At 53.7% G+C, this 16,693-nt stretch carries 18 protein-coding genes; 4 read left to right on the plus strand and 14 right to left on the minus strand.

Annotation, left to right across the window (positions count from 1 at the left end):
* Positions 1 to 91: 91 nt before the first annotated feature.
* Positions 92 to 1,309 carry a PLP-dependent aminotransferase family protein gene (locus HCZ99_RS16800; protein WP_167448176.1) on the plus strand — a complete coding sequence of 406 codons (1,218 nt, stop codon included), beginning with the start codon at positions 92 to 94 and terminating at the stop codon, positions 1,307 to 1,309.
* A 33-nt stretch (positions 1,310 to 1,342) separates the two neighbouring features.
* A complete protein-coding gene (locus tag HCZ99_RS16805; protein ID WP_167448177.1) occupies positions 1,343 to 1,744 on the plus strand; it encodes a (R)-mandelonitrile lyase in 402 nt (133 codons plus the stop codon).
* A gap of 103 nt (positions 1,745 to 1,847) precedes the next feature.
* Here the strand turns inward: HCZ99_RS16805 and HCZ99_RS16810 are convergent, their stop codons facing one another.
* The 11 genes from HCZ99_RS16810 to HCZ99_RS16860 form a co-directional block, all read right to left on the minus strand.
* Entirely contained in the window at positions 1,848 to 1,970 is a 123-nt protein-coding gene (locus HCZ99_RS16810; protein ID WP_167448178.1) for a DUF2474 family protein, read from the minus strand.
* Positions 1,970 to 2,962: a cytochrome d ubiquinol oxidase subunit II gene (gene cydB, locus HCZ99_RS16815; RefSeq protein WP_439654661.1), complete on the minus strand. Its 993-nt coding sequence runs from the start codon at positions 2,960 to 2,962 to the stop codon at positions 1,970 to 1,972. Before cydB ends, HCZ99_RS16810 begins: the two co-directional genes overlap by 1 nt.
* Positions 2,963 to 2,964: 2 nt before the next feature.
* Positions 2,965 to 4,347: a cytochrome ubiquinol oxidase subunit I gene (locus tag HCZ99_RS16820; protein ID WP_167448180.1), complete on the minus strand. Its 1,383-nt coding sequence runs from the start codon at positions 4,345 to 4,347 to the stop codon at positions 2,965 to 2,967.
* Positions 4,348 to 4,675: 328 nt separating this feature from the next.
* A complete protein-coding gene (locus HCZ99_RS16825; protein ID WP_254869685.1) occupies positions 4,676 to 4,894 on the minus strand; it encodes a hypothetical protein in 219 nt (72 codons plus the stop codon).
* 138 nt (positions 4,895 to 5,032) lie between these two features.
* Positions 5,033 to 5,374 (minus strand): RidA family protein, encoded by a 342-nt coding sequence (locus tag HCZ99_RS16830; RefSeq protein ID WP_167448181.1) that lies wholly within the window; start codon positions 5,372 to 5,374, stop codon positions 5,033 to 5,035.
* A complete protein-coding gene (locus HCZ99_RS16835; RefSeq protein WP_217701521.1) occupies positions 5,371 to 6,771 on the minus strand; it encodes an NAD(P)/FAD-dependent oxidoreductase in 1,401 nt (466 codons plus the stop codon). The genes HCZ99_RS16830 and HCZ99_RS16835 overlap by 4 nt, the downstream gene beginning before the upstream one ends.
* Complete coding sequence (locus HCZ99_RS16840; protein WP_167448182.1) at positions 6,761 to 7,069, minus strand: (2Fe-2S)-binding protein; 309 nt, start codon at positions 7,067 to 7,069, stop codon at positions 6,761 to 6,763. Before HCZ99_RS16840 ends, HCZ99_RS16835 begins: the two co-directional genes overlap by 11 nt.
* Complete coding sequence (locus tag HCZ99_RS16845) at positions 7,053 to 8,144, minus strand: NAD(P)/FAD-dependent oxidoreductase (RefSeq protein ID WP_167448183.1); 1,092 nt, start codon at positions 8,142 to 8,144, stop codon at positions 7,053 to 7,055. The genes HCZ99_RS16840 and HCZ99_RS16845 overlap by 17 nt, the downstream gene beginning before the upstream one ends.
* Positions 8,145 to 8,200: 56 nt before the next feature.
* A complete protein-coding gene (gene dctP / locus HCZ99_RS16850) occupies positions 8,201 to 9,196 on the minus strand; it encodes a TRAP transporter substrate-binding protein DctP (RefSeq protein WP_167448184.1) in 996 nt (331 codons plus the stop codon).
* A gap of 33 nt (positions 9,197 to 9,229) precedes the next feature.
* Entirely contained in the window at positions 9,230 to 10,528 is a 1,299-nt protein-coding gene (locus tag HCZ99_RS16855) for a TRAP transporter large permease (RefSeq protein ID WP_167448185.1), read from the minus strand.
* Positions 10,525 to 10,995 (minus strand): TRAP transporter small permease, encoded by a 471-nt coding sequence (locus tag HCZ99_RS16860; RefSeq protein ID WP_167448186.1) that lies wholly within the window; start codon positions 10,993 to 10,995, stop codon positions 10,525 to 10,527. The genes HCZ99_RS16855 and HCZ99_RS16860 overlap by 4 nt, the downstream gene beginning before the upstream one ends.
* Positions 10,996 to 11,131: 136 nt before the next feature.
* On the opposite strand from HCZ99_RS16860, the gene HCZ99_RS16865 reads away from it, so the two are divergent.
* Positions 11,132 to 12,049 carry a LysR substrate-binding domain-containing protein gene (locus HCZ99_RS16865; protein WP_167448187.1) on the plus strand — a complete coding sequence of 306 codons (918 nt, stop codon included), beginning with the start codon at positions 11,132 to 11,134 and terminating at the stop codon, positions 12,047 to 12,049.
* A 29-nt stretch (positions 12,050 to 12,078) separates the two neighbouring features.
* Here the strand turns inward: HCZ99_RS16865 and HCZ99_RS16870 are convergent, their stop codons facing one another.
* On the minus strand, positions 12,079 to 12,975 hold the full coding sequence (locus tag HCZ99_RS16870) for a LysR substrate-binding domain-containing protein (RefSeq protein ID WP_368484277.1): 897 nt from the start codon (positions 12,973 to 12,975) through the stop codon (positions 12,079 to 12,081).
* Between the two features lie 133 nt (positions 12,976 to 13,108).
* Between HCZ99_RS16870 and HCZ99_RS16875 the strand changes: the two genes are divergently transcribed.
* Complete coding sequence (locus HCZ99_RS16875) at positions 13,109 to 14,119, plus strand: YeiH family protein (protein WP_167448188.1); 1,011 nt, start codon at positions 13,109 to 13,111, stop codon at positions 14,117 to 14,119.
* 210 nt (positions 14,120 to 14,329) lie between these two features.
* Here the strand turns inward: HCZ99_RS16875 and HCZ99_RS16880 are convergent, their stop codons facing one another.
* Together HCZ99_RS16880 and adh are read right to left on the minus strand one after the other, a co-directional pair.
* Positions 14,330 to 14,761, minus strand: a complete 432-nt coding sequence (locus tag HCZ99_RS16880; protein WP_167448189.1) for a DUF779 domain-containing protein — start codon at positions 14,759 to 14,761, stop codon at positions 14,330 to 14,332.
* 104 nt (positions 14,762 to 14,865) lie between these two features.
* Positions 14,866 to 16,386: an aldehyde dehydrogenase gene (gene adh / locus HCZ99_RS16885; RefSeq protein WP_167448190.1), complete on the minus strand. Its 1,521-nt coding sequence runs from the start codon at positions 16,384 to 16,386 to the stop codon at positions 14,866 to 14,868.
* Positions 16,387 to 16,693: the final 307 nt, after the last annotated feature.

Consider the following 16,693-nt stretch of genomic DNA (forward strand, 5'->3'; position numbering starts at 1 on the left):
CAAAATTAACAAATTTAATAAAATAAACTTGATTTAGGTCAGTGTTACTTGCCAAATAAGGGCAACGAAGCTGACCTAAAAGAGAAGTATGATGACTGTTCAATGGAATGACCTGATTGTTCGTGATGCCCGTGCCCTGACCGCATCTGAAATTCGCGATTTGCTTAAAGTCACGGACCGCCCTGAAATTACGTCATTCGCCGGTGGGGTGCCCGACGCTTCGTTATTTCCACTTGATGCCTTTAAGACGATTTATGCCGACCTAACCACGGATGAGGCCGCTGGCCGTCGCAGCCTGCAATATTCCATCAGCGAGGGTTTGCCGACCCTGCGCCAGTGGATTGTCGATGATCTGGCCGCATCCGGCGCAAAACGCGGCATCGAGAACATCCTGATTTCATCAGGTGCGCAGCAAGGGCTTGATATGCTGGCGCGCATGTTCCTAGAACCAGGGCGTGAGATCATTGTCGAAAAGCCAAGCTATCTTGGCGCGATGCAGGCCTTTTCCATGCGCCGTCCGACCTATGTCGGGGTGAATATGGATGAAGAAGGCCCGGTTTTGGAAGAGCTTGACGCGGCCTTTGCGGGCGGCGCACGCATTGCCTATCTGGCCCCGGATTTTCAAAATCCGACCGGTCGGTCTTATTCGCTTGAACGTCGTTTGGCGGTGCTGGAGCTGGCGCGCAAATATGGCGCGGTGATCTTTGAAGATGCCGCTTATTCCAAACTGGCTTACGAAGGGGACGTCTTGCCATCCTTGCTGGCCCTTGATGAAGTTAATGGCGATCCAGATGCCGGAACCGTTATTCAGCTCGGCACCTTTTCCAAAACGCTCGTACCGGCCCTTCGAATTGGTTGGGTTTGTGCGCCGCGCTCGGTGATCGAACGGTTGGTTTTGATGATGCAGGCAAGCGACCTTCACGTGTCGACGATTAATCAGGAAGTCGCCTATCGTGCCGCGCGCGATCTGTTTCCGGGCCATCTGGAAACCCTGCGCGATGCGTATCGCCATAAACGCGATACGATGCTGGCCGCGATGGATGAATTCATGCCCGATTGCGTGTCTTATACCCGGCCCGAAGGCGGCATGTTCATCTGGCTGACCTTGCCCGAGAATATCGATAGCCGCCAGTTGCTTGAACTGGCCCTGCAAGACTCCAAGGTCGCCTTTGTCCCCGGGCAGGCGTTCTTTTGTGATCATACGGGCTGCAACACCGCACGGCTGAGCTTCGCCACCGAAAAGCCCGAACGCATCCGTGATGGGATTGAACGCTTGGCACTGCTGATCAAGCGTGTGCACAATCAGTAAGAAATCCCAAGTTTCGGCAATCGGAGAAGCACTATGAACATCCAGCGCAATGGCGCAAAGCCATCCGCCCCCGGAAATGCCGATTATTTCACCGGATCGGTGCGCCTTGATAACCCGTTTCAAACCACCGCCCCGGCACGGGTCGGCGGCGCAACCGTAAGCTTTGAGCCAGGTGCCCGCACCGCATGGCATACCCATCCGCTGGGGCAGACCATCATTATCACCAGCGGCCTTGGCTGGGCACAGCGCGACGGCGGCCCGCGCGAAGAAATCCGCCCCGGCGATGTGGTGTGGTTCGAACCGGGGGAAAAGCATTGGCACGGGGCCACGGCCACCACCGCCATGAGCCATATCGCCATTGCCGAGGCTGTCGACGGTAAAGCCGTAGACTGGCTGGAGCATGTTTCTGACGCCGATTACCTGACTGAGGCGTAATCAGTCTCGGATTGGCCCAAGTCCTGTTAATGCAAAAGCCCGGCAGCGGTGAAAACCATCTGCCGGGCTTTTTCCATGATCAAGGGGGGACTTGATCAGGGGATCACGCGGTTCCCATCAGGCTGCGCAGCAAAAGCGACACCGCCCCAAGAACCACAACACCGCCAACATAAAGCCCAATAAACCAAAGGACCCGTCGGCTTTTGGGGGAGGGATTAAAGGCCATCAATGATACCCTTCATCGCTGGCTTTGCCCCGGAATACCCAATAGGCATAAGCGGTATAGGCGAAAATGATCGGAAGCAGGATCGCCGCCCCCACCAGCATAAAGGCCAGGCTGTTTTCCGGTGCGGCAGCCGTTCTAAAATCAATCATCGGCGGCACGATATTGGGATAAAGCGTAATGCCAAACCCAAGGTAGCTCAGGAAAAAGATACCAAGCGTAATGCCAAAGACCGTCTTTTCCCGGTGCTTGACCGCATGCCAAAGCCAAAACAGCAACCCGGCGGTAATGATCGGGATCGGGGCAAGATAAAGCAGGTTTGGCATATCAAACCACCGCGCGGCATAGCTTGGATTGATATAGCTTGTCATCAGCGACACCACGCCAAGGTTGGCCGCCATCCAGATCACGGCCGGTTTGGCCAAACGGCGCAAATTTCCTTGGAAGTTGCCTTCCATTTTCATGATCAACCAGCCGGTCCCCAAAAGCGCATATCCGACAACAACCGCCGACGCACAAAAGATCGAAAACGGGCTCAGCCAATCAAACGGACCACCAACGAATTTGGCGTTTTCAACCGCAATCCCTTCGATAAAGGCACCAAGCATCGCACCCTGCATGGCTGCGGCAATGATCGATCCGGTGGAAAAGGCAAAGTCCCAGTGTTTTTGATGCTTGATGCTTTTGAACCGGAATTCAAACGCAACACCGCGAAACACCAGTGCCAGCAACATGGTCAGGACCGGAATGTAAAACGCGGTCAACAGCAATGAATAGGCCAGCGGGAAGGCGGCATATAAACCACCGCCCCCTAGAACCAACCAGGTTTCATTACCATCCCAAACCGGTGCGACCGTGTTCATCATCCGGCCACGTTTTGCCGGGTCTTTGATGAACGGGAACAGAATGCCAATGCCAAGGTCAAAGCCATCAAGCGTGACATAGGCAAACACGGCAACGGCAATCAGTAGCGCCCAGATCAATTGATAATCCATGATCATTCTCCTGCCTGATTGGTGCTGTCGGCAACCGGGCGGCTCCCGGCGCGAAGGACTTCACCCTTGGGCGAATGGGCAAAACGCGGGTCTTTGGCCATGGCGCGGAAGATATAAGCCGTCCCGACACCAAACACGATGGCATAGACCGCAACAAAGGCTGCCAGCGATCCGGCAATCATGGTCATCGAAATCGGCGATCCGGCTTCTGATGTGCGCATGACGCCATAAATCACCCACGGCTGACGCCCGATTTCGGTGGTAAACCACCCGGCCAGAATGGCGATAAAGCCACTTGGCCCCATGACAAGCGCAAACCGATGCAACCATGTGCAGCTATAGAGCGACTTCCGCCACCGACCAAACAGGCTGGCAAAGCCAAGCAACGCCATCAAAATACCGATGCCAACCATCACCCGGAACGTCCAGAACAGGATGGTGGAATTGGGCCGGTCTTCCGGGGCAAAATCATTCAGCCCGGTAATTTTGCCATCCCAATCATGGGTCAGAACCAGCGACCCAAGTTTGGGGATTTCAAGGGCGTATTTGGTAACTTGCGCGTCCATGTCCGGCCAACCAAACAGGATCAGCGGCGCACCATTTTGGGTCTCAAAATGCCCTTCCATCGCCGCCACTTTGGCGGGCTGATGTTCAAGGGTATTCAGCCCATGCATGTCACCTGCAATGATCTGGATCGGGGCAACAATCGCCACCATCCACATTGCCATGGAAAACATGATCCGTGCCGCCCGGTTATCGCGATCACGCAGCAAATGCCACGCCCCAACCGCGCCAACAACAAGCGAGGTGGTCAAATAGGCCGCAAGAACCATGTGAACAAGGCGATAGCCAAAGCTTGGATTAAAGATCGCATCAATCCACGATGTCACAACCGCACGGCCATTTTCGATGACAAACCCGTCAGGGGTTTGCATCCAGCTGTTGGCAGACAAAATCCAGAACGCCGAAAACAGCGTCCCAACCGCAACCATTATGGTCGCGGTGAAATGCAATTTGGGTCCAACCCGGTTAAGGCCAAACAACATAATGCCCAGAAAACCGGCTTCCAAGAAGAAGGCGCTCAGCACTTCATAAGCCAGAAGTGGCCCCAAAACACCGCCGCTAAATTCTGCGAACGGGCCCCAGTTGGTCCCGAACTGATAGGACATCACAATGCCCGATACCACGCCCATGCCAAAGGCAAGCGCGAAAATTTTCAGCCAGAATTTAAACAGCGAAAGATATGTTTCATCACGTGTGCGCAGCCACATCGCTTCAAGCACAAACAAATAGCTGGCCAGTCCAATGGTAAAGGACGGGAAAATGATGTGGAATGAAACGGTGAAGGCGAACTGTATACGTGCCAATATTTCTGCATCAAGCATTGGCGAAGATCCTTTACGGTGGCGAAGCCCCACATGCGGTCATCGGTCTTGATGGATATCGCCGTCGCCCAATGGGCGTGTGCGTATCACAACGGCTTTTTATGCGTGCTCTATCCTAACACAATCACCGTCAGCCGCGACCTGCATTGTTGGAGGCCTTCTAAAACCGAATGGGAAATTGTGCATTGCGTAATCGCAATTTGTATTTGGAAAAGAATAAAATAGTTCAAGCTGCCAAGTCCCACCACGCATTCAGGGTAGGTAACTTGGGGCAGGAAACGGGGCCAGGAAACAGGGCCAGGAAACAGGGGCAGGGGGCACGCGACCATTACGCCAGACAAAGCTTCTCCAACGCCAATGAGCTTTTCGTCTGTTGGCGTTCTTTGTGGCGCAGGGGCGTCTCGCGCGGTGGGGTCGGGAACCCTGCACGCGCAAGACGGCCTTGGGTAATCAGGGAACTGACGGCAAATTGCGATGCCGCCGTTGCCCCCGATCCGCCTTCAACCGCAGTAATCACTGCTTCGTTGCTGGGCAGGGTCAGGGCCACTTTCAGTCAGGCGGGATCAACACCCAAATCACGCAAGGCGCCCTCAAATTCTGGCTCAAATTCTGGTCGTGTGCCGGACCCGGCTTCGCGCAAAATCAAGCTTGAAGATCGTCAAATATTAACGGATAAGGCCACCGCTTAGTCGTAAGCTGCGGTGACGATCATTTCCACCTTGAGCGCTTCACGGGCGAGTTTGGCCTCGCCACAGGCGCGGGCCGGGGCGCATCCTTCTGGAACCCATGCGTCCCACACTTCGTTCATTTCTGCGAAGTCGCTCATATCTGCTAACCAGATCGTGACCTGAAGAAGTTGTTTGCGCGAAGATCCTGCTTTAACCAGCAAATCATCAATTCGGGCAAGACAATCGCGTGTTTGAGCCGCAACCGTATCGCCGTCGCCAACTTGACCACATAAATAAGCGGTCCCGTTATGTTTGACAATTTTGCTCATTCGCGTTCCGGTCTCGATACGCTCTATCATTCAGCTGATTCCTTTTCCTCAGTAAGTTCCAGTCCGACCAATTCACCAAGGGTGACCGGCTTGATTGGTGGACGAATGCGGTAGTAGCCAGTCTGGTCTGGCGATATTTGATTTTCCGCCGCAAGAATTTCTGTCACAGCCAGCCCGCAGTAACGTCCTTGACAGGGGCCCATGCCTGAGCGGCCAAATGCCTTGGTCTGATTAGGGCCGATGCATCCAAGTTTGGCATATTGCCGGATGTCGCCAGCGGTGACTTCTTCACAGCGGCAAATAATCGTGCTGTCTTCTGGTGCCAGGGCATTGGCATATGGCGGATATGCCCGATCTATGAAGGGACGTGCCGCCAGTTCGCGGTTGCGTTTTTGGGTAATGGGGGCGGCTTTTTTATCACGTTCGCTTTCTGACAAAGCCCCCAGTGTGCGCGCAATGTCCAAGGCTGCCAGTTCACCTGTTAACGCTGCGACGTTGGCGCCGCCGATGCCAGCCCCGTCGCCTGCAACATAAATCCCGTCCGACGCGGTGTGTCCCCACAGGTCGACTTCCGGCACGAAACAGTGCTGCTGATCATTCCATTGGTGTTTAACACCAACCGAACGTGCCGCCTGGGTGTTGGGCACAACACCGTGGTGCAAAAGCGCCGTGCCACAGGGAATAGTGTGTTTTTTCCTGCCGTCGTTAAAGGAAATGCCTTCGACTTTGTCGTGTCCGTCGATGGCGATATCTGTCACGCCGACGTAACGCGGCACGCGTGCCTTGCGAATTTCCGCCAACAGCGAAAGTCCCTTCACCAGATAGCTTGCACCGCGCAGCGCCCCTGTGACGTAACGCATGGAGGCAAGGAAATCCGTCTTGGTTTGTGTTTCCAAAAGGGCCAGTGGTGGCGTCCCTGCACGAACCATCTGTGCGGCCACCAAATATAAAAGCGGTCCTGATCCGGCGATGACAGCGTTTTCACAGACAATGCCAGATTGCTTTAGCAAAATTTGCGCTGCACCGGCCGTCATGACCCCGGGCAATGTCCAGCCAGGAACAGGCATTGGCCGTTCAATCGCTCCGGTCGCCAAAAGGATGCATTTGGCTCGACAGACCGAAGCGGTGCCGTTGACCGAATAGTAAACCGTGTTTTGGTTTTCGATCTGCCAAACATTTGCACCGTGGATATGCTCGATATCTGCACGATTAAGGGATTGAACAAGTCCAAGCCCCTTTGTGTAATCCGATCCCAGTATTTCTGAGCGTGACTGGTTTGTGCGTTCCACATTGCGGTAAATTTGACCACCGGCGCGCGGCTGTTCATCGAGCAGCAAAACCGAAAGGCCTTCATTCGCAGCGGTTATCGCGCCGGAGATCCCGGCTGGTCCCGCGCCAATGACAACAAGATCAAAATCACGCATCATCACCATTCCCGACCGTGTGCATGACAATTTCCATTCCTTCTGTTACCTCCGTCATGCAGGCTTGACGCGCGGTTCCATTGACAAAAACGAGGCACTCAAAACAGGCTCCCATCATGCAATAGGGGCTGCGTGGTTTTCCGGAAACGGCTGTTTTACGGAACTGAAGCACACCGGCCGCCAGAAGCTGTGCCGCAAGGTTTTCACCTTTTGTGAGTTTTAGGGGCGCGTCGTTGAAGCGAACCGCGACCTGCGTGGTATCTGACGGTTCCAATGCCCGAAAATCAGAAGCGATCTTCATTGAAGACCTCCAAATCGGGGGCGTCGGACGCACCTTCGAGCCAATCGGGAAGAATTTTTGCGTGCGCTGCCGAAAGCGTAATACCGCTGTGACAGGTCACAAGGAAAGCACCGGGCATCGTTTTACTTTTCTGGTAGATCGGCAAACCATCCGGGGAAAGCACACGCAGAGCCCCCCAGGTGCGGACAATCTGAGCGCGCGAAAGTATGGGATAGGTTTTCACCGCTTGTTCAGCGATCTCGGCAATACCGCCCCCTGTCACATTGTCCTGGTATCCGACTTCTTCATTGGTTGCCCCGATCTGAATGCCGCCTTCATCAACTTGGCGGGCAATCAGGGACGGACGGTTCATGAATTTCGGAAGTTTTTCCGTAATGATCACTTGCCCGCGTTGCGGGCGCACGGGCGCCTTGAACCCCAATTGAGGGCCAAGTTCCGCTGCTCCCAATCCGGCACAAAGAACGACTTTGCTGCCTTCAATGACCGATCCATCGTCGCAGCGCAGCCGAAAGCTTGTGTCATGGGTAACAGACTGAACTTTGCGGCCATTTACAATGTGTCCACCCTGATTGCGCACGCCCTGCGCAAGTGCTTTTAGAAGTTTAAGCGGATTAACGTGCCCATCCTGATGGTGAAGGATGGCACCGGCAACCGATGGACCGATTTCCGGTTCTTCTTTTTTCAGTTCGTTGTGGCCCAATATTTCAAACGGGTAGTTTCCGCCAAGCTGACTTTTGAGGCGGTTATATTGTTCTACTGTTTCATAAAGGTCCTGTTCACTGAAATGAAAGCTGTAGCCACCCTTTTGCTCCAGAGCCACGCGGTGCCCGGTATTGCCATGAATATCGTCGGCAAAGCTGTTCCAGATTGCTGCTGATTGCTGCGACCATTGGGCATATCTTGGTTGATTGAGGCCTTTGGACTGAACCCATACAAGACCAAAATTTCCACGACTTGCGCGGAAACTTCCATCATCACCGTCAATTACTGTGACGGATTTCCCGCGACTGAGCAGTCCCCAGGCAACAGACAGCCCGACAACACCGCCACCCACAATAACGTAATCAGATTCCATAACCGTTCTCGACATTTTCAGGAAAGACGGGTGACGAATGCCACCCGTCGCGAAACCTATTGCTGGCTGACTTTGTCGAGAATTGCCTGGCCCCACTCTTGGCCCAGGTCATTGAGAATTTCCGGCCAGACTTCCTTCTGAACTTTTGCGCTCATTGCGGCCAGTTGATCGTCGGTCAACTTGACGACATTGGTTCCCAGTTCGTCTGCAAGACGTTTTTCCCATTTCGCCTGGTCTTGTTTGGCAACTTCCCAGCGCTTGGTTTCGAACGCTTCTGCCGCTTTTTCAAGTACAGCAACGTCATCCGCATCAAGCTGGTTCAGGCTCTCATTCGAGATCAGCATGTACCAAACTTCAAAATGGGTATTTGCCGGAATGTAGGATTTGGTTACATCACGGAAGGAGGCGTAATAGCCTTCCGCACCGGAACCCATAACCCCATCGACAACGCCGATCTGAATTGCCGAGAAGGCTTCTGAAAACGGAAGTGGTGACGGAATGTAACCAAGTGCCTCACCTTCGAGCTGGAATGCCTTGATACCCGGTACACGTACTTTGATGCCGTTCGACTTGCTCGGGTCACCCGGATTAATCGGGTCGACATTCAACGAAATTCCGCCGAAGTAAACAGGGTAGGCTGCCAGCATTGTGATATCCTGCTCGGCATAGAGCTCTTGCATGGTGTTGTGAAGAATACCGCCGCGGCCATAAACTTTTTGGGCCTGTTCCCAGTTTGTCACCAGATAGGGCAGCGAAGATATCTGCATGCGGCGGTCTACGCCGGTCGCCACTGGCTGTGTCGCCATATCAACCATGCCAACAGAAACCCGTTCCTGCACCGTGGTATAGTCACCAAGTGCCGATGCCGGGAAAATTTCGATATTTACGTCGCCACCTGTTGCCGACTTTATCTCATCGGCAAAGGCACGGAGTTCAACATCGATGGTCGCACCCTGAGGGCGGACGTGGCTCATTTTAAGATCGGCTGCCTGTGCATAGCTTGCCATGCCAAGAATTGCTGCAACCGCAGTCATACCAAGTAGTTTTCTCATTTGAAGTCTCCCTTATGATTTCGTTTGTGAGAATCAGTAGCCAAATAGTCTGGGCAGATAGAGTGAAAGGTCCGGCCAGAACGATGTCAGGAACACGACCGGCAGATACCCGGTCACGATCAGGATCATTGCGGGCGGGATCACTTTGGTGACTTTCACATTCCCGATCCGGGCCCCGAGATACAGAATTGAGGCATATGGCGGCGTTACCCCGCCCATTGCGGTGTTAACGCCCATGATTGCCGCAAACTGAATGGGATCGACGCCAATGGCCTGCATAAGGGGCAACAGCAACGGGGCAACCAGGATGATTGCGGTTGCGTCATTGACAACCATGCCAACCAGAAACAGCAGGATATTGATGAAGATCAGCAGCAGAACTTTGTTTTCAGTAATGCCAAAGATCGCACCGACCAATTTTTGCGGGATGCCCTCGAACACGAACATTTGGCCAAGGATCATCGAAAACAGGATCATGAACATGATCGTGCCGACAGCCGTGCCGGCCTCTTTGCATGCGCTCAAAAAGTTGTTCCAGCGCAAACCGCGATAAACAAGGAAGCCAATTGGGACAGCATAGATTAATGCAAGCGCTGCGGACTCTGTTGGCGTCATGATGCCGCCGTAAATGCCGCCCAGGATCATGACCGGCATCAGAAGTGCCGGGAATGCATGAATGCCGCGCTTTGTGACTTCGCTGCCAAGCTCGGTAATTGTCGGCTTGTCATCCAGAATAAGATTGAATTTGCGCGACATCCAAAGATTGACGATCGAGAAGTTCGTCATGATCAGCAGGCCCGGGCCAAGCGTCGCAAGGAAGCAGGCCAGGATCGATGTATCTGTGACCCAGCCGTAAATGATCATCGTCACTGACGGCGGAATGAGCAGGCCGAGAATGGAAGAATTGGCAATCAGCGCGGTTGCATATTCCCGTGGATAACCACGTTTTTCCATTTCAGGGATCAGAAGTGGACCAATGGCAGCAACCCCTGTCAGGCCGGACCCGGAAATAGCCCCGATCAGAGCACAGCTGATGGCGGCAACAATCCCAAGCCCGCCGCGCACATGCCCGATGAACGCATTGACCAGCCTTAACAACGACGCTGCAATGCCGCTCTCAGACATAATTGTGCCGGCAAGCACGAAAAGAGGAATAGCCAGAAGGGCCGGATTACCAAGTTGCTGGAAACCCCACAGCATCATGCCTTTCATCGGAACGCCACCGACGAAATACATCACCATCAATGAGGCGCCAAAACACCATGGCAACGGCACGCCGAGTGTCAGGGTGAGTACGAGTACGGCAATCGCAAGAAGTGCAATTTCGATCATTTCTGGCTCCCGACGGATAGTTTCCGAACATGTCGGGAAAGATGAACGACCGTATAGATCATCATCAGAATGATGCCGATCATCAGTGCGACATCCGAATAAAATGTAGGGATATAAAGGGTTGGGCTTTCTTTCCACACCCGCCAAGCGTAGCTGGTAAAGTCCCATGCCCAGTACAGAAGCCAAAGCCCGACCACCAGACTGATCAATTCCCCAACGATAGCGAGGATGGTGTGCTGCCGTCTCGTTTTAAGGAAGATTTCCAGCACGTTGGCCCGGATATGGGTGTCTTCGCGCGAGGCATTGACAGCACCCAGTATGTAGAGCCAAAGCGTGGGATAAAGGATGCTTTCTTCAAGCCCCATAACGGGAACCTGAAGGAAATAACGTGTGACAACTTGAACAAATTGGCTGAGCGCAACGATGCTTATAAGCCCAGCCAATAAGTACTGCGCAATTCGGTCCAAAACGGGGCCCCCTGTATGTGCAGCTCCCTGAGAGCATAGATTTGTGATTTTTATGACGCCGATATTGATTTTGGTAGTACATAAAGGCAAATTAGAAATATTGTTGAACCCATAGATTTACTTTATAGCTTTGATCATGAATCTCACATTCCGCCAATTGCAGACATTTGTTGAAGTCATGCGCACCGGGTCCGTCTCGGAAGCAGGTCGTTCTTTGGGGCGAACCCAGCCTGCAATCAGCGCCATGATCACCAACCTCGAAAACGAGATTGGTTTTCTTTTGTTTGAGCGCGAACGCGGGCGTCTGGTTGCCAAACCAGAAGCACATTATTTCATGGAAGAAGCCGAGCACGTGCTTGACCGATTGACGCAATCGTCGCGGACTCTTCGGGAAATTGGCAACCTTGAAAAGGGCAGGCTTAGAATTGCCTGTAACCCGGCTTCGTCGAATTTTTTCATGCCACAGCTGCTTGCGGAATTCTTGAAGGGCAAACCGAAAATCGAGGCATCCCTCATGATGCGGTCCTCTCGGATCGTGACCGACTGGATTGCCTCGCAACAATATGACATCGGTTTTGCAGAATCTTCAGAGCCGCGATCGACAATCCTGTCTGAGGATTTTGCGCTCCCTTGTATTTGCGCCTTGCCAAAAAACGATCCGCTTGCTCTGAAACCTGTCATAACACCGCACGATCTTGACGGCCGGTCGGCTGCCCTGCTTTACGAAGAACACACGACGACGATCCAGACACGAAAGGCGTTCCAGGATTCAGGCGCACGCCTGGTGAAGCGTTTCGAGTTGCAGACGTTCTTGCCTTCTTTGCATCTGGTCGAAGGCGGTCTTTGCTATACGATTTGCGATGGATTTACCGTGCACAGTTACGAGCAGAGCATGGGGAGCCAGTCCAACGTTGTTTTCAAGCCGTTTGAGCCAAGAATAACCCTGAATATGTCGCTGATGACACCGGCTCATCGGCCAAAGTCCATCATTGCAGAAATGTTCACAGCCAAGCTGAGTTCCGCCGCGTCGGCCCTGCTGAAAAGACTTGATTGAATACCACTTCAAGAAATGCCTTTTGCGATCTAATCTCGCCGGTCTGAAAGACAGAGTTTTTCAAGCGCCAAAGAACTTTTCGTCTGTTGGCGTTCTTTGTGGCGCAGGACCATGAATTTGCGCGGTGGGATATGAAATCCCGCACGTGCAAGACGGCCTTGGGCGATCAGGGAACTGACCGCAAATTGCGATACCGCCGTCGCCCCCGATCCGCTTTCAACCGCGGTAATCACCGCTTCGTTGCTGGGCAGGGTCAGGGCGACTTTCAATCGGGCGGGATCAACCCCCAAATCACGCAAGGCACCCTCAAATTCTGATCGTGTGCCAGATCCGGCTTCGCGCAAAATCCAGCTTGATTGGGTGACCAATGCTTGCGGTGTTAACGGGCGACCATCGGCCCACGGATGGCGCGGCCCAACCACAATCATCAGGGCATCTTCGGCCACTTCGCGCTTGGCCAAAATCGGTTCATCAATATCGCCTTCGATAAAGCCGATATCTGCTGCCCCGCCGCGCACCGCGTCGGACACGGTTTTGGTGTTGCCAATCGTCAGGTGGATTTCAATGCCGGGATATTGATCATGGAATTTCATCAAAAACGGCGGCAACCAATAACTGGCAATCGTCTGGCTGGCATAGACATTAAGCTCGCCGCGCTGCATGCCGCCCAACTCGGCCAATGTTAATTCAGCCGCCCGTGCGCGGGCCAAGGTTGCCTTGGCTTCATCCAAAAACAACCGCCCGGTTTCGGTCAGTTCAATCCGCCGCCCAACCCGGTGAAACAGCGCCACGCCGTAAAACCCTTCAAGGTTCTTGATCGCCGAGCTTACCGCCGATGGCGTCAGGCCAATCGCCTCTGCCGCGCGGGTAAGGTGTTCACGCTCTGCCACGGCGACAAAGATATGAAGCTGTTCAAGCGTCATCATGACAGGGGCCTGCTTGGTTTTTGCATCACGGATGAATTGTACGATTTAATCGAATGAAATGTGCATTTTTATTCGATGGAAGTAAATGGTCGGCTGTGTGATTTTCCGCCTGTTGTTAAATCACAGGCAAAACATGTTTTTTACCGCACGCATTAAATCCATCCTGCCCGGACTTTTGGTCACACTTCTGGTCGCTGTTGCCGCCAAACTGGCCGAACACGCTGAACATGTCTGGCTGGGCGGCAGCTGGATCGAAAGTTTGGTCTTTGCGATTTTGATCGGTGTGGTGGTGCGCTCCCTGTTTGGCTTGGCGCCGCATTTTTGCGCCGGGGTGAAGTTCTGTGGCAAAACCGTTTTGGAAGTCGCCATTGTGTTGCTCGGCGCGTCGATCAGCGCGCAGGCCATTGGCAATGCGGGCGGTGGATTGATCACGGCGATCATCGCAACCGTCTGTATCAGCCTGTTTTTCAGTTTCCATATCGGCCGCGCCCTTGGACTTTCAAAACATTTGGCGATGTTGGTGGCGTGCGGCAATTCGATTTGCGGCAACTCGGCCATTGCCGCAACCGCACCTGTGATTGATGCCGATGCCGATGATGTCGCCGCGGCAATTTCCTTTACCGCGGTTTTGGGCGTGGTGTTCGTGTTCATCTTGCCGATGCTTTATGCCGGGTTTGGCTTATCTGCCACCCAATATGGCATCTTTTCGGGCTTAACCGTTTACGCCGTGCCACAGGTATTGGCCGCAACCGCACCTGCCGGGACGTTGGCCGTACAGGTCGGCACCTTGGTCAAATTGGTCCGTGTTTTGATGTTGGGGCCGGTGATCTTTACCTTGGCCCTGATTGGCGGGCGGGCGCGGGAAACCAAACTGCCCATCGCCCAGGTCGTGCCGTGGTTCATCATTGGCTTTATCGCGATGATGGCCGCCCGGTCATTTGGCCTGATCCCCGACGTTATTCATGGCGGCATGGAAACCACATCATCATTTTTGACCATCCTTGCCATGGCGGGCTTGGGGCTTAGTGTCGATGTACGTCATGTTTTGCATGTCGGCGGGCGGGTGATTATCGCCGCCTTGCTGTCCTTGATGTTTTTATGTGCGCTCAGTGCCGGGGTGCTGGCCTTGCTGGGCAGCGCATAAAAAAATGCCCGCTGCCAATCCGGGGGGAGGCAGCGAGCAAGGAAGAAGATGCCACGGAAACACCAAGCAGCATCTTCTGGCATTGCTTGATATCATCGGGGTAGCAATGATACCGGCACAACGCCGTGGGTAGGGAGGTTTTCCAAAAAGTCGGTTTAACCGAAAATTCTAAAATCCGGTGCCGTCATATCCGGCTGGGATCACGGCTGTTTACGTTTCTCCTGCTTTGGGCTGTACAGGTTCTATTGGTTCCTTTTCCTCGGCGGTCTTTAAGGCCTGCCATTCCGCGTCGCTAAACACGCGTGATCGGGTCAAAAAGCGTTTGCCTTCCGGGCCCTCAAGCGAAAACATGCCGCCACGTCCCTCTACGACGTCAATGATCAGCTGTGTGTGACGCCAATATTCAAATTGGGCGCGTCCGATATAAAACGGACAGCCATCAATCGTACCCAGCAACACATCCTGATCGCCGGTTTTAAACTCGCCATCGGGAAAGCACATCGGCGCACTGCCATCACAACAACCGCCCGATTGATGAAACATCACCGGCCCATGAAGTGATTTCAGCTTATCGATAAGGGCAATGGCCGCATCGGTTGCCGTGACCCTATCGGGTATTTGGTCTGGCTCTGATCGTGTCATCTTTACCGCCTTGATCGGGAAAGGTGACCGGACGCGTACAGGGAGGATACCCGCCCGGTCATGTGGGGATACTTCACGTCATCCCCGTGTTAATCCCCGTAAGATCAGAAGAAGCCCATTGGTTTGGGATCGTAAGACACCAAAAGGTTCTTGGTCTGCTGATAATGGTTCAGCATCATCTTGTGGTTCTCACGCCCAATGCCGGACTGTTTGTAGCCACCAAACGCCGCATGGGCCGGATACAGGTGATAACAGTTGGTCCAAACACGCCCGGCCTTGATATTGCGGCCAAAGCGATATGCGCGTGTCCCATCACGGGTCCACACACCAGCACCCAGTCCATAAAGCGTATCATTGGCAAGATGCAGCGCCTCGTCATCGTCCTTAAAGGTCGTGACCGACACCACCGGGCCAAAGATTTCCTCTTGGAAAATCCGCATGCGGTTATGGCCCTTAAAGATGGTCGGCTGGATATAGAACCCGTCGGACAAATCGCCGCCAAGGTCGGCGCGATCCCCACCACACAGGGTTTCCGCCCCTTCCTGTTTGCCGATATCCAGATAAGACAGGATTTTTTCCATCTGCTCGGTCGATGCCTGCGCGCCGATCATGGTGTCGGTATCAAGCGGGTTGCCCTGCTTGATGTTGGCCACACGGCTCAGCACCGTATCCATGAACTTGTCATAGATGCTTTCTTGAATAAGTGCCCGCGACGGGCAGGTGCACACTTCCCCCTGATTAAGGGCAAACATCGTCAGGCCCTCGGCAGCTTTTTGGCGGAAATCATCGTCTTGCGCCATCACATCTTCAAAGAACACGTTTGGCGATTTACCGCCAAGCTCAAGGGTCACCGGGATGATGTTTTCACTGGCATATTGCATGATCAAACGGCCCGTGGTGGTTTCCCCGGTAAAGGCAATTTTGGCAATCCGGTTGCTTTGCGCCAACGGCTTACCGGCTTCCACACCAAAGCCCTGCACAACGTTCAACACACCTGCGGGCAACAAATCGCCGACCAGATCCAGCAACACGCAAATCGATGCGGGGGTTTGTTCGGCCGGTTTAAGAACAACACAGTTGCCGGCGGCCAAGGCCGGGGCAAGTTTCCAAACCGCCATCAAGATCGGGAAGTTCCACGGGATGATTTGCCCGACCACGCCAAGCGGCTCGTGGAAGTGATAGGCAACCGTATTGTCGTCAATCTCGCCCAATGATCCTTCTTGTGCACGGATCGCACCGGCGAAATACCGGAAATGATCAATCGCCAACGGAATGTCGGCGGCCATTGTTTCGCGCACCGCCTTGCCATTGTCCCATGTTTCGGCAACGGCCAGCATTTCAAGGTTGTCTTCCATGCGGTCGGCAATTTTATTAAGGATATTGGCCCGTTCCGTCACGGACGTTTTGCCCCATGCGTCTGCTGCGCTATGGGCGGCATCAATCGCCTTGTCGATATCCTCGCTTGTCGACCGGGCGATATCGCAGAATTTCTTGCCATTGACCGGCGATACATTTTCAAAATATTGGCCTTTGGTCGGGGCAACCCATTCACCGCCAATAAAGTTGTCATAGCGGGATTTAAAGCTCACCACGCTGCCAGCATCATTTGGATTCTTATAGATCATTTCGCTTCCTCCGAGATCGACGGGTGATTTTCTCACCGGTTTTTGATTGTGACGCTCCAACACCCGCAAAGGTCATGCCAATTTGGCGGGGCGTCCTTGGGTGCGCAAAAAGCACCATGATTTCAAAAAGCTGGAGGGCGGGGGATCTATGGTCGGCTTTGCCCGGCCTTTTGGTTTTTCTGGCGCATGTGGCGCAAACTGTTCAATTTTTGGAACAGTTCAAAGGACGCAGGCTTTTGGCGGTGAAACGGGTTGGTGTGACCGGGGCCCGATGTGATACGATGATGATTGTGATCGGACGGGGCAC

The organism is Thalassospira lucentensis, from assembly GCF_011806425.1.
Taxonomy (GTDB): domain Bacteria; phylum Pseudomonadota; class Alphaproteobacteria; order Rhodospirillales; family Thalassospiraceae; genus Thalassospira; species Thalassospira lucentensis_B.

Coding starts and splice junctions, on each gene's coding strand:
- HCZ99_RS16875 (WP_167448188.1), top strand. CDS start 13,109: ATGTTTTTTACCGCACGCATTAAATCCATCCTGCCCGGACTTTTGGTC.
- dctP (WP_167448184.1), bottom strand. CDS start 9,196: ATGAGAAAACTACTTGGTATGACTGCGGTTGCAGCAATTCTTGGCATG.
- HCZ99_RS16800 (WP_167448176.1), top strand. CDS start 92: ATGACTGTTCAATGGAATGACCTGATTGTTCGTGATGCCCGTGCCCTG.
- HCZ99_RS16845 (WP_167448183.1), bottom strand. CDS start 8,144: ATGGAATCTGATTACGTTATTGTGGGTGGCGGTGTTGTCGGGCTGTCT.
- HCZ99_RS16820 (WP_167448180.1), bottom strand. CDS start 4,347: ATGCTTGATGCAGAAATATTGGCACGTATACAGTTCGCCTTCACCGTT.
- HCZ99_RS16855 (WP_167448185.1), bottom strand. CDS start 10,528: ATGATCGAAATTGCACTTCTTGCGATTGCCGTACTCGTACTCACCCTG.
- HCZ99_RS16835 (WP_217701521.1), bottom strand. CDS start 6,771: ATGATGCGTGATTTTGATCTTGTTGTCATTGGCGCGGGACCAGCCGGG.
- HCZ99_RS16880 (WP_167448189.1), bottom strand. CDS start 14,761: ATGACACGATCAGAGCCAGACCAAATACCCGATAGGGTCACGGCAACC.
- HCZ99_RS16810 (WP_167448178.1), bottom strand. CDS start 1,970: ATGGCCTTTAATCCCTCCCCCAAAAGCCGACGGGTCCTTTGGTTTATT.
- adh (WP_167448190.1), bottom strand. CDS start 16,386: ATGATCTATAAGAATCCAAATGATGCTGGCAGCGTGGTGAGCTTTAAA.
- HCZ99_RS16830 (WP_167448181.1), bottom strand. CDS start 5,374: ATGATAGAGCGTATCGAGACCGGAACGCGAATGAGCAAAATTGTCAAA.
- HCZ99_RS16865 (WP_167448187.1), top strand. CDS start 11,132: ATGAATCTCACATTCCGCCAATTGCAGACATTTGTTGAAGTCATGCGC.
- HCZ99_RS16805 (WP_167448177.1), top strand. CDS start 1,343: ATGAACATCCAGCGCAATGGCGCAAAGCCATCCGCCCCCGGAAATGCC.
- HCZ99_RS16870 (WP_368484277.1), bottom strand. CDS start 12,975: ATGATGACGCTTGAACAGCTTCATATCTTTGTCGCCGTGGCAGAGCGT.
- cydB (WP_439654661.1), bottom strand. CDS start 2,962: ATGGATTATCAATTGATCTGGGCGCTACTGATTGCCGTTGCCGTGTTT.
- HCZ99_RS16840 (WP_167448182.1), bottom strand. CDS start 7,069: ATGAAGATCGCTTCTGATTTTCGGGCATTGGAACCGTCAGATACCACG.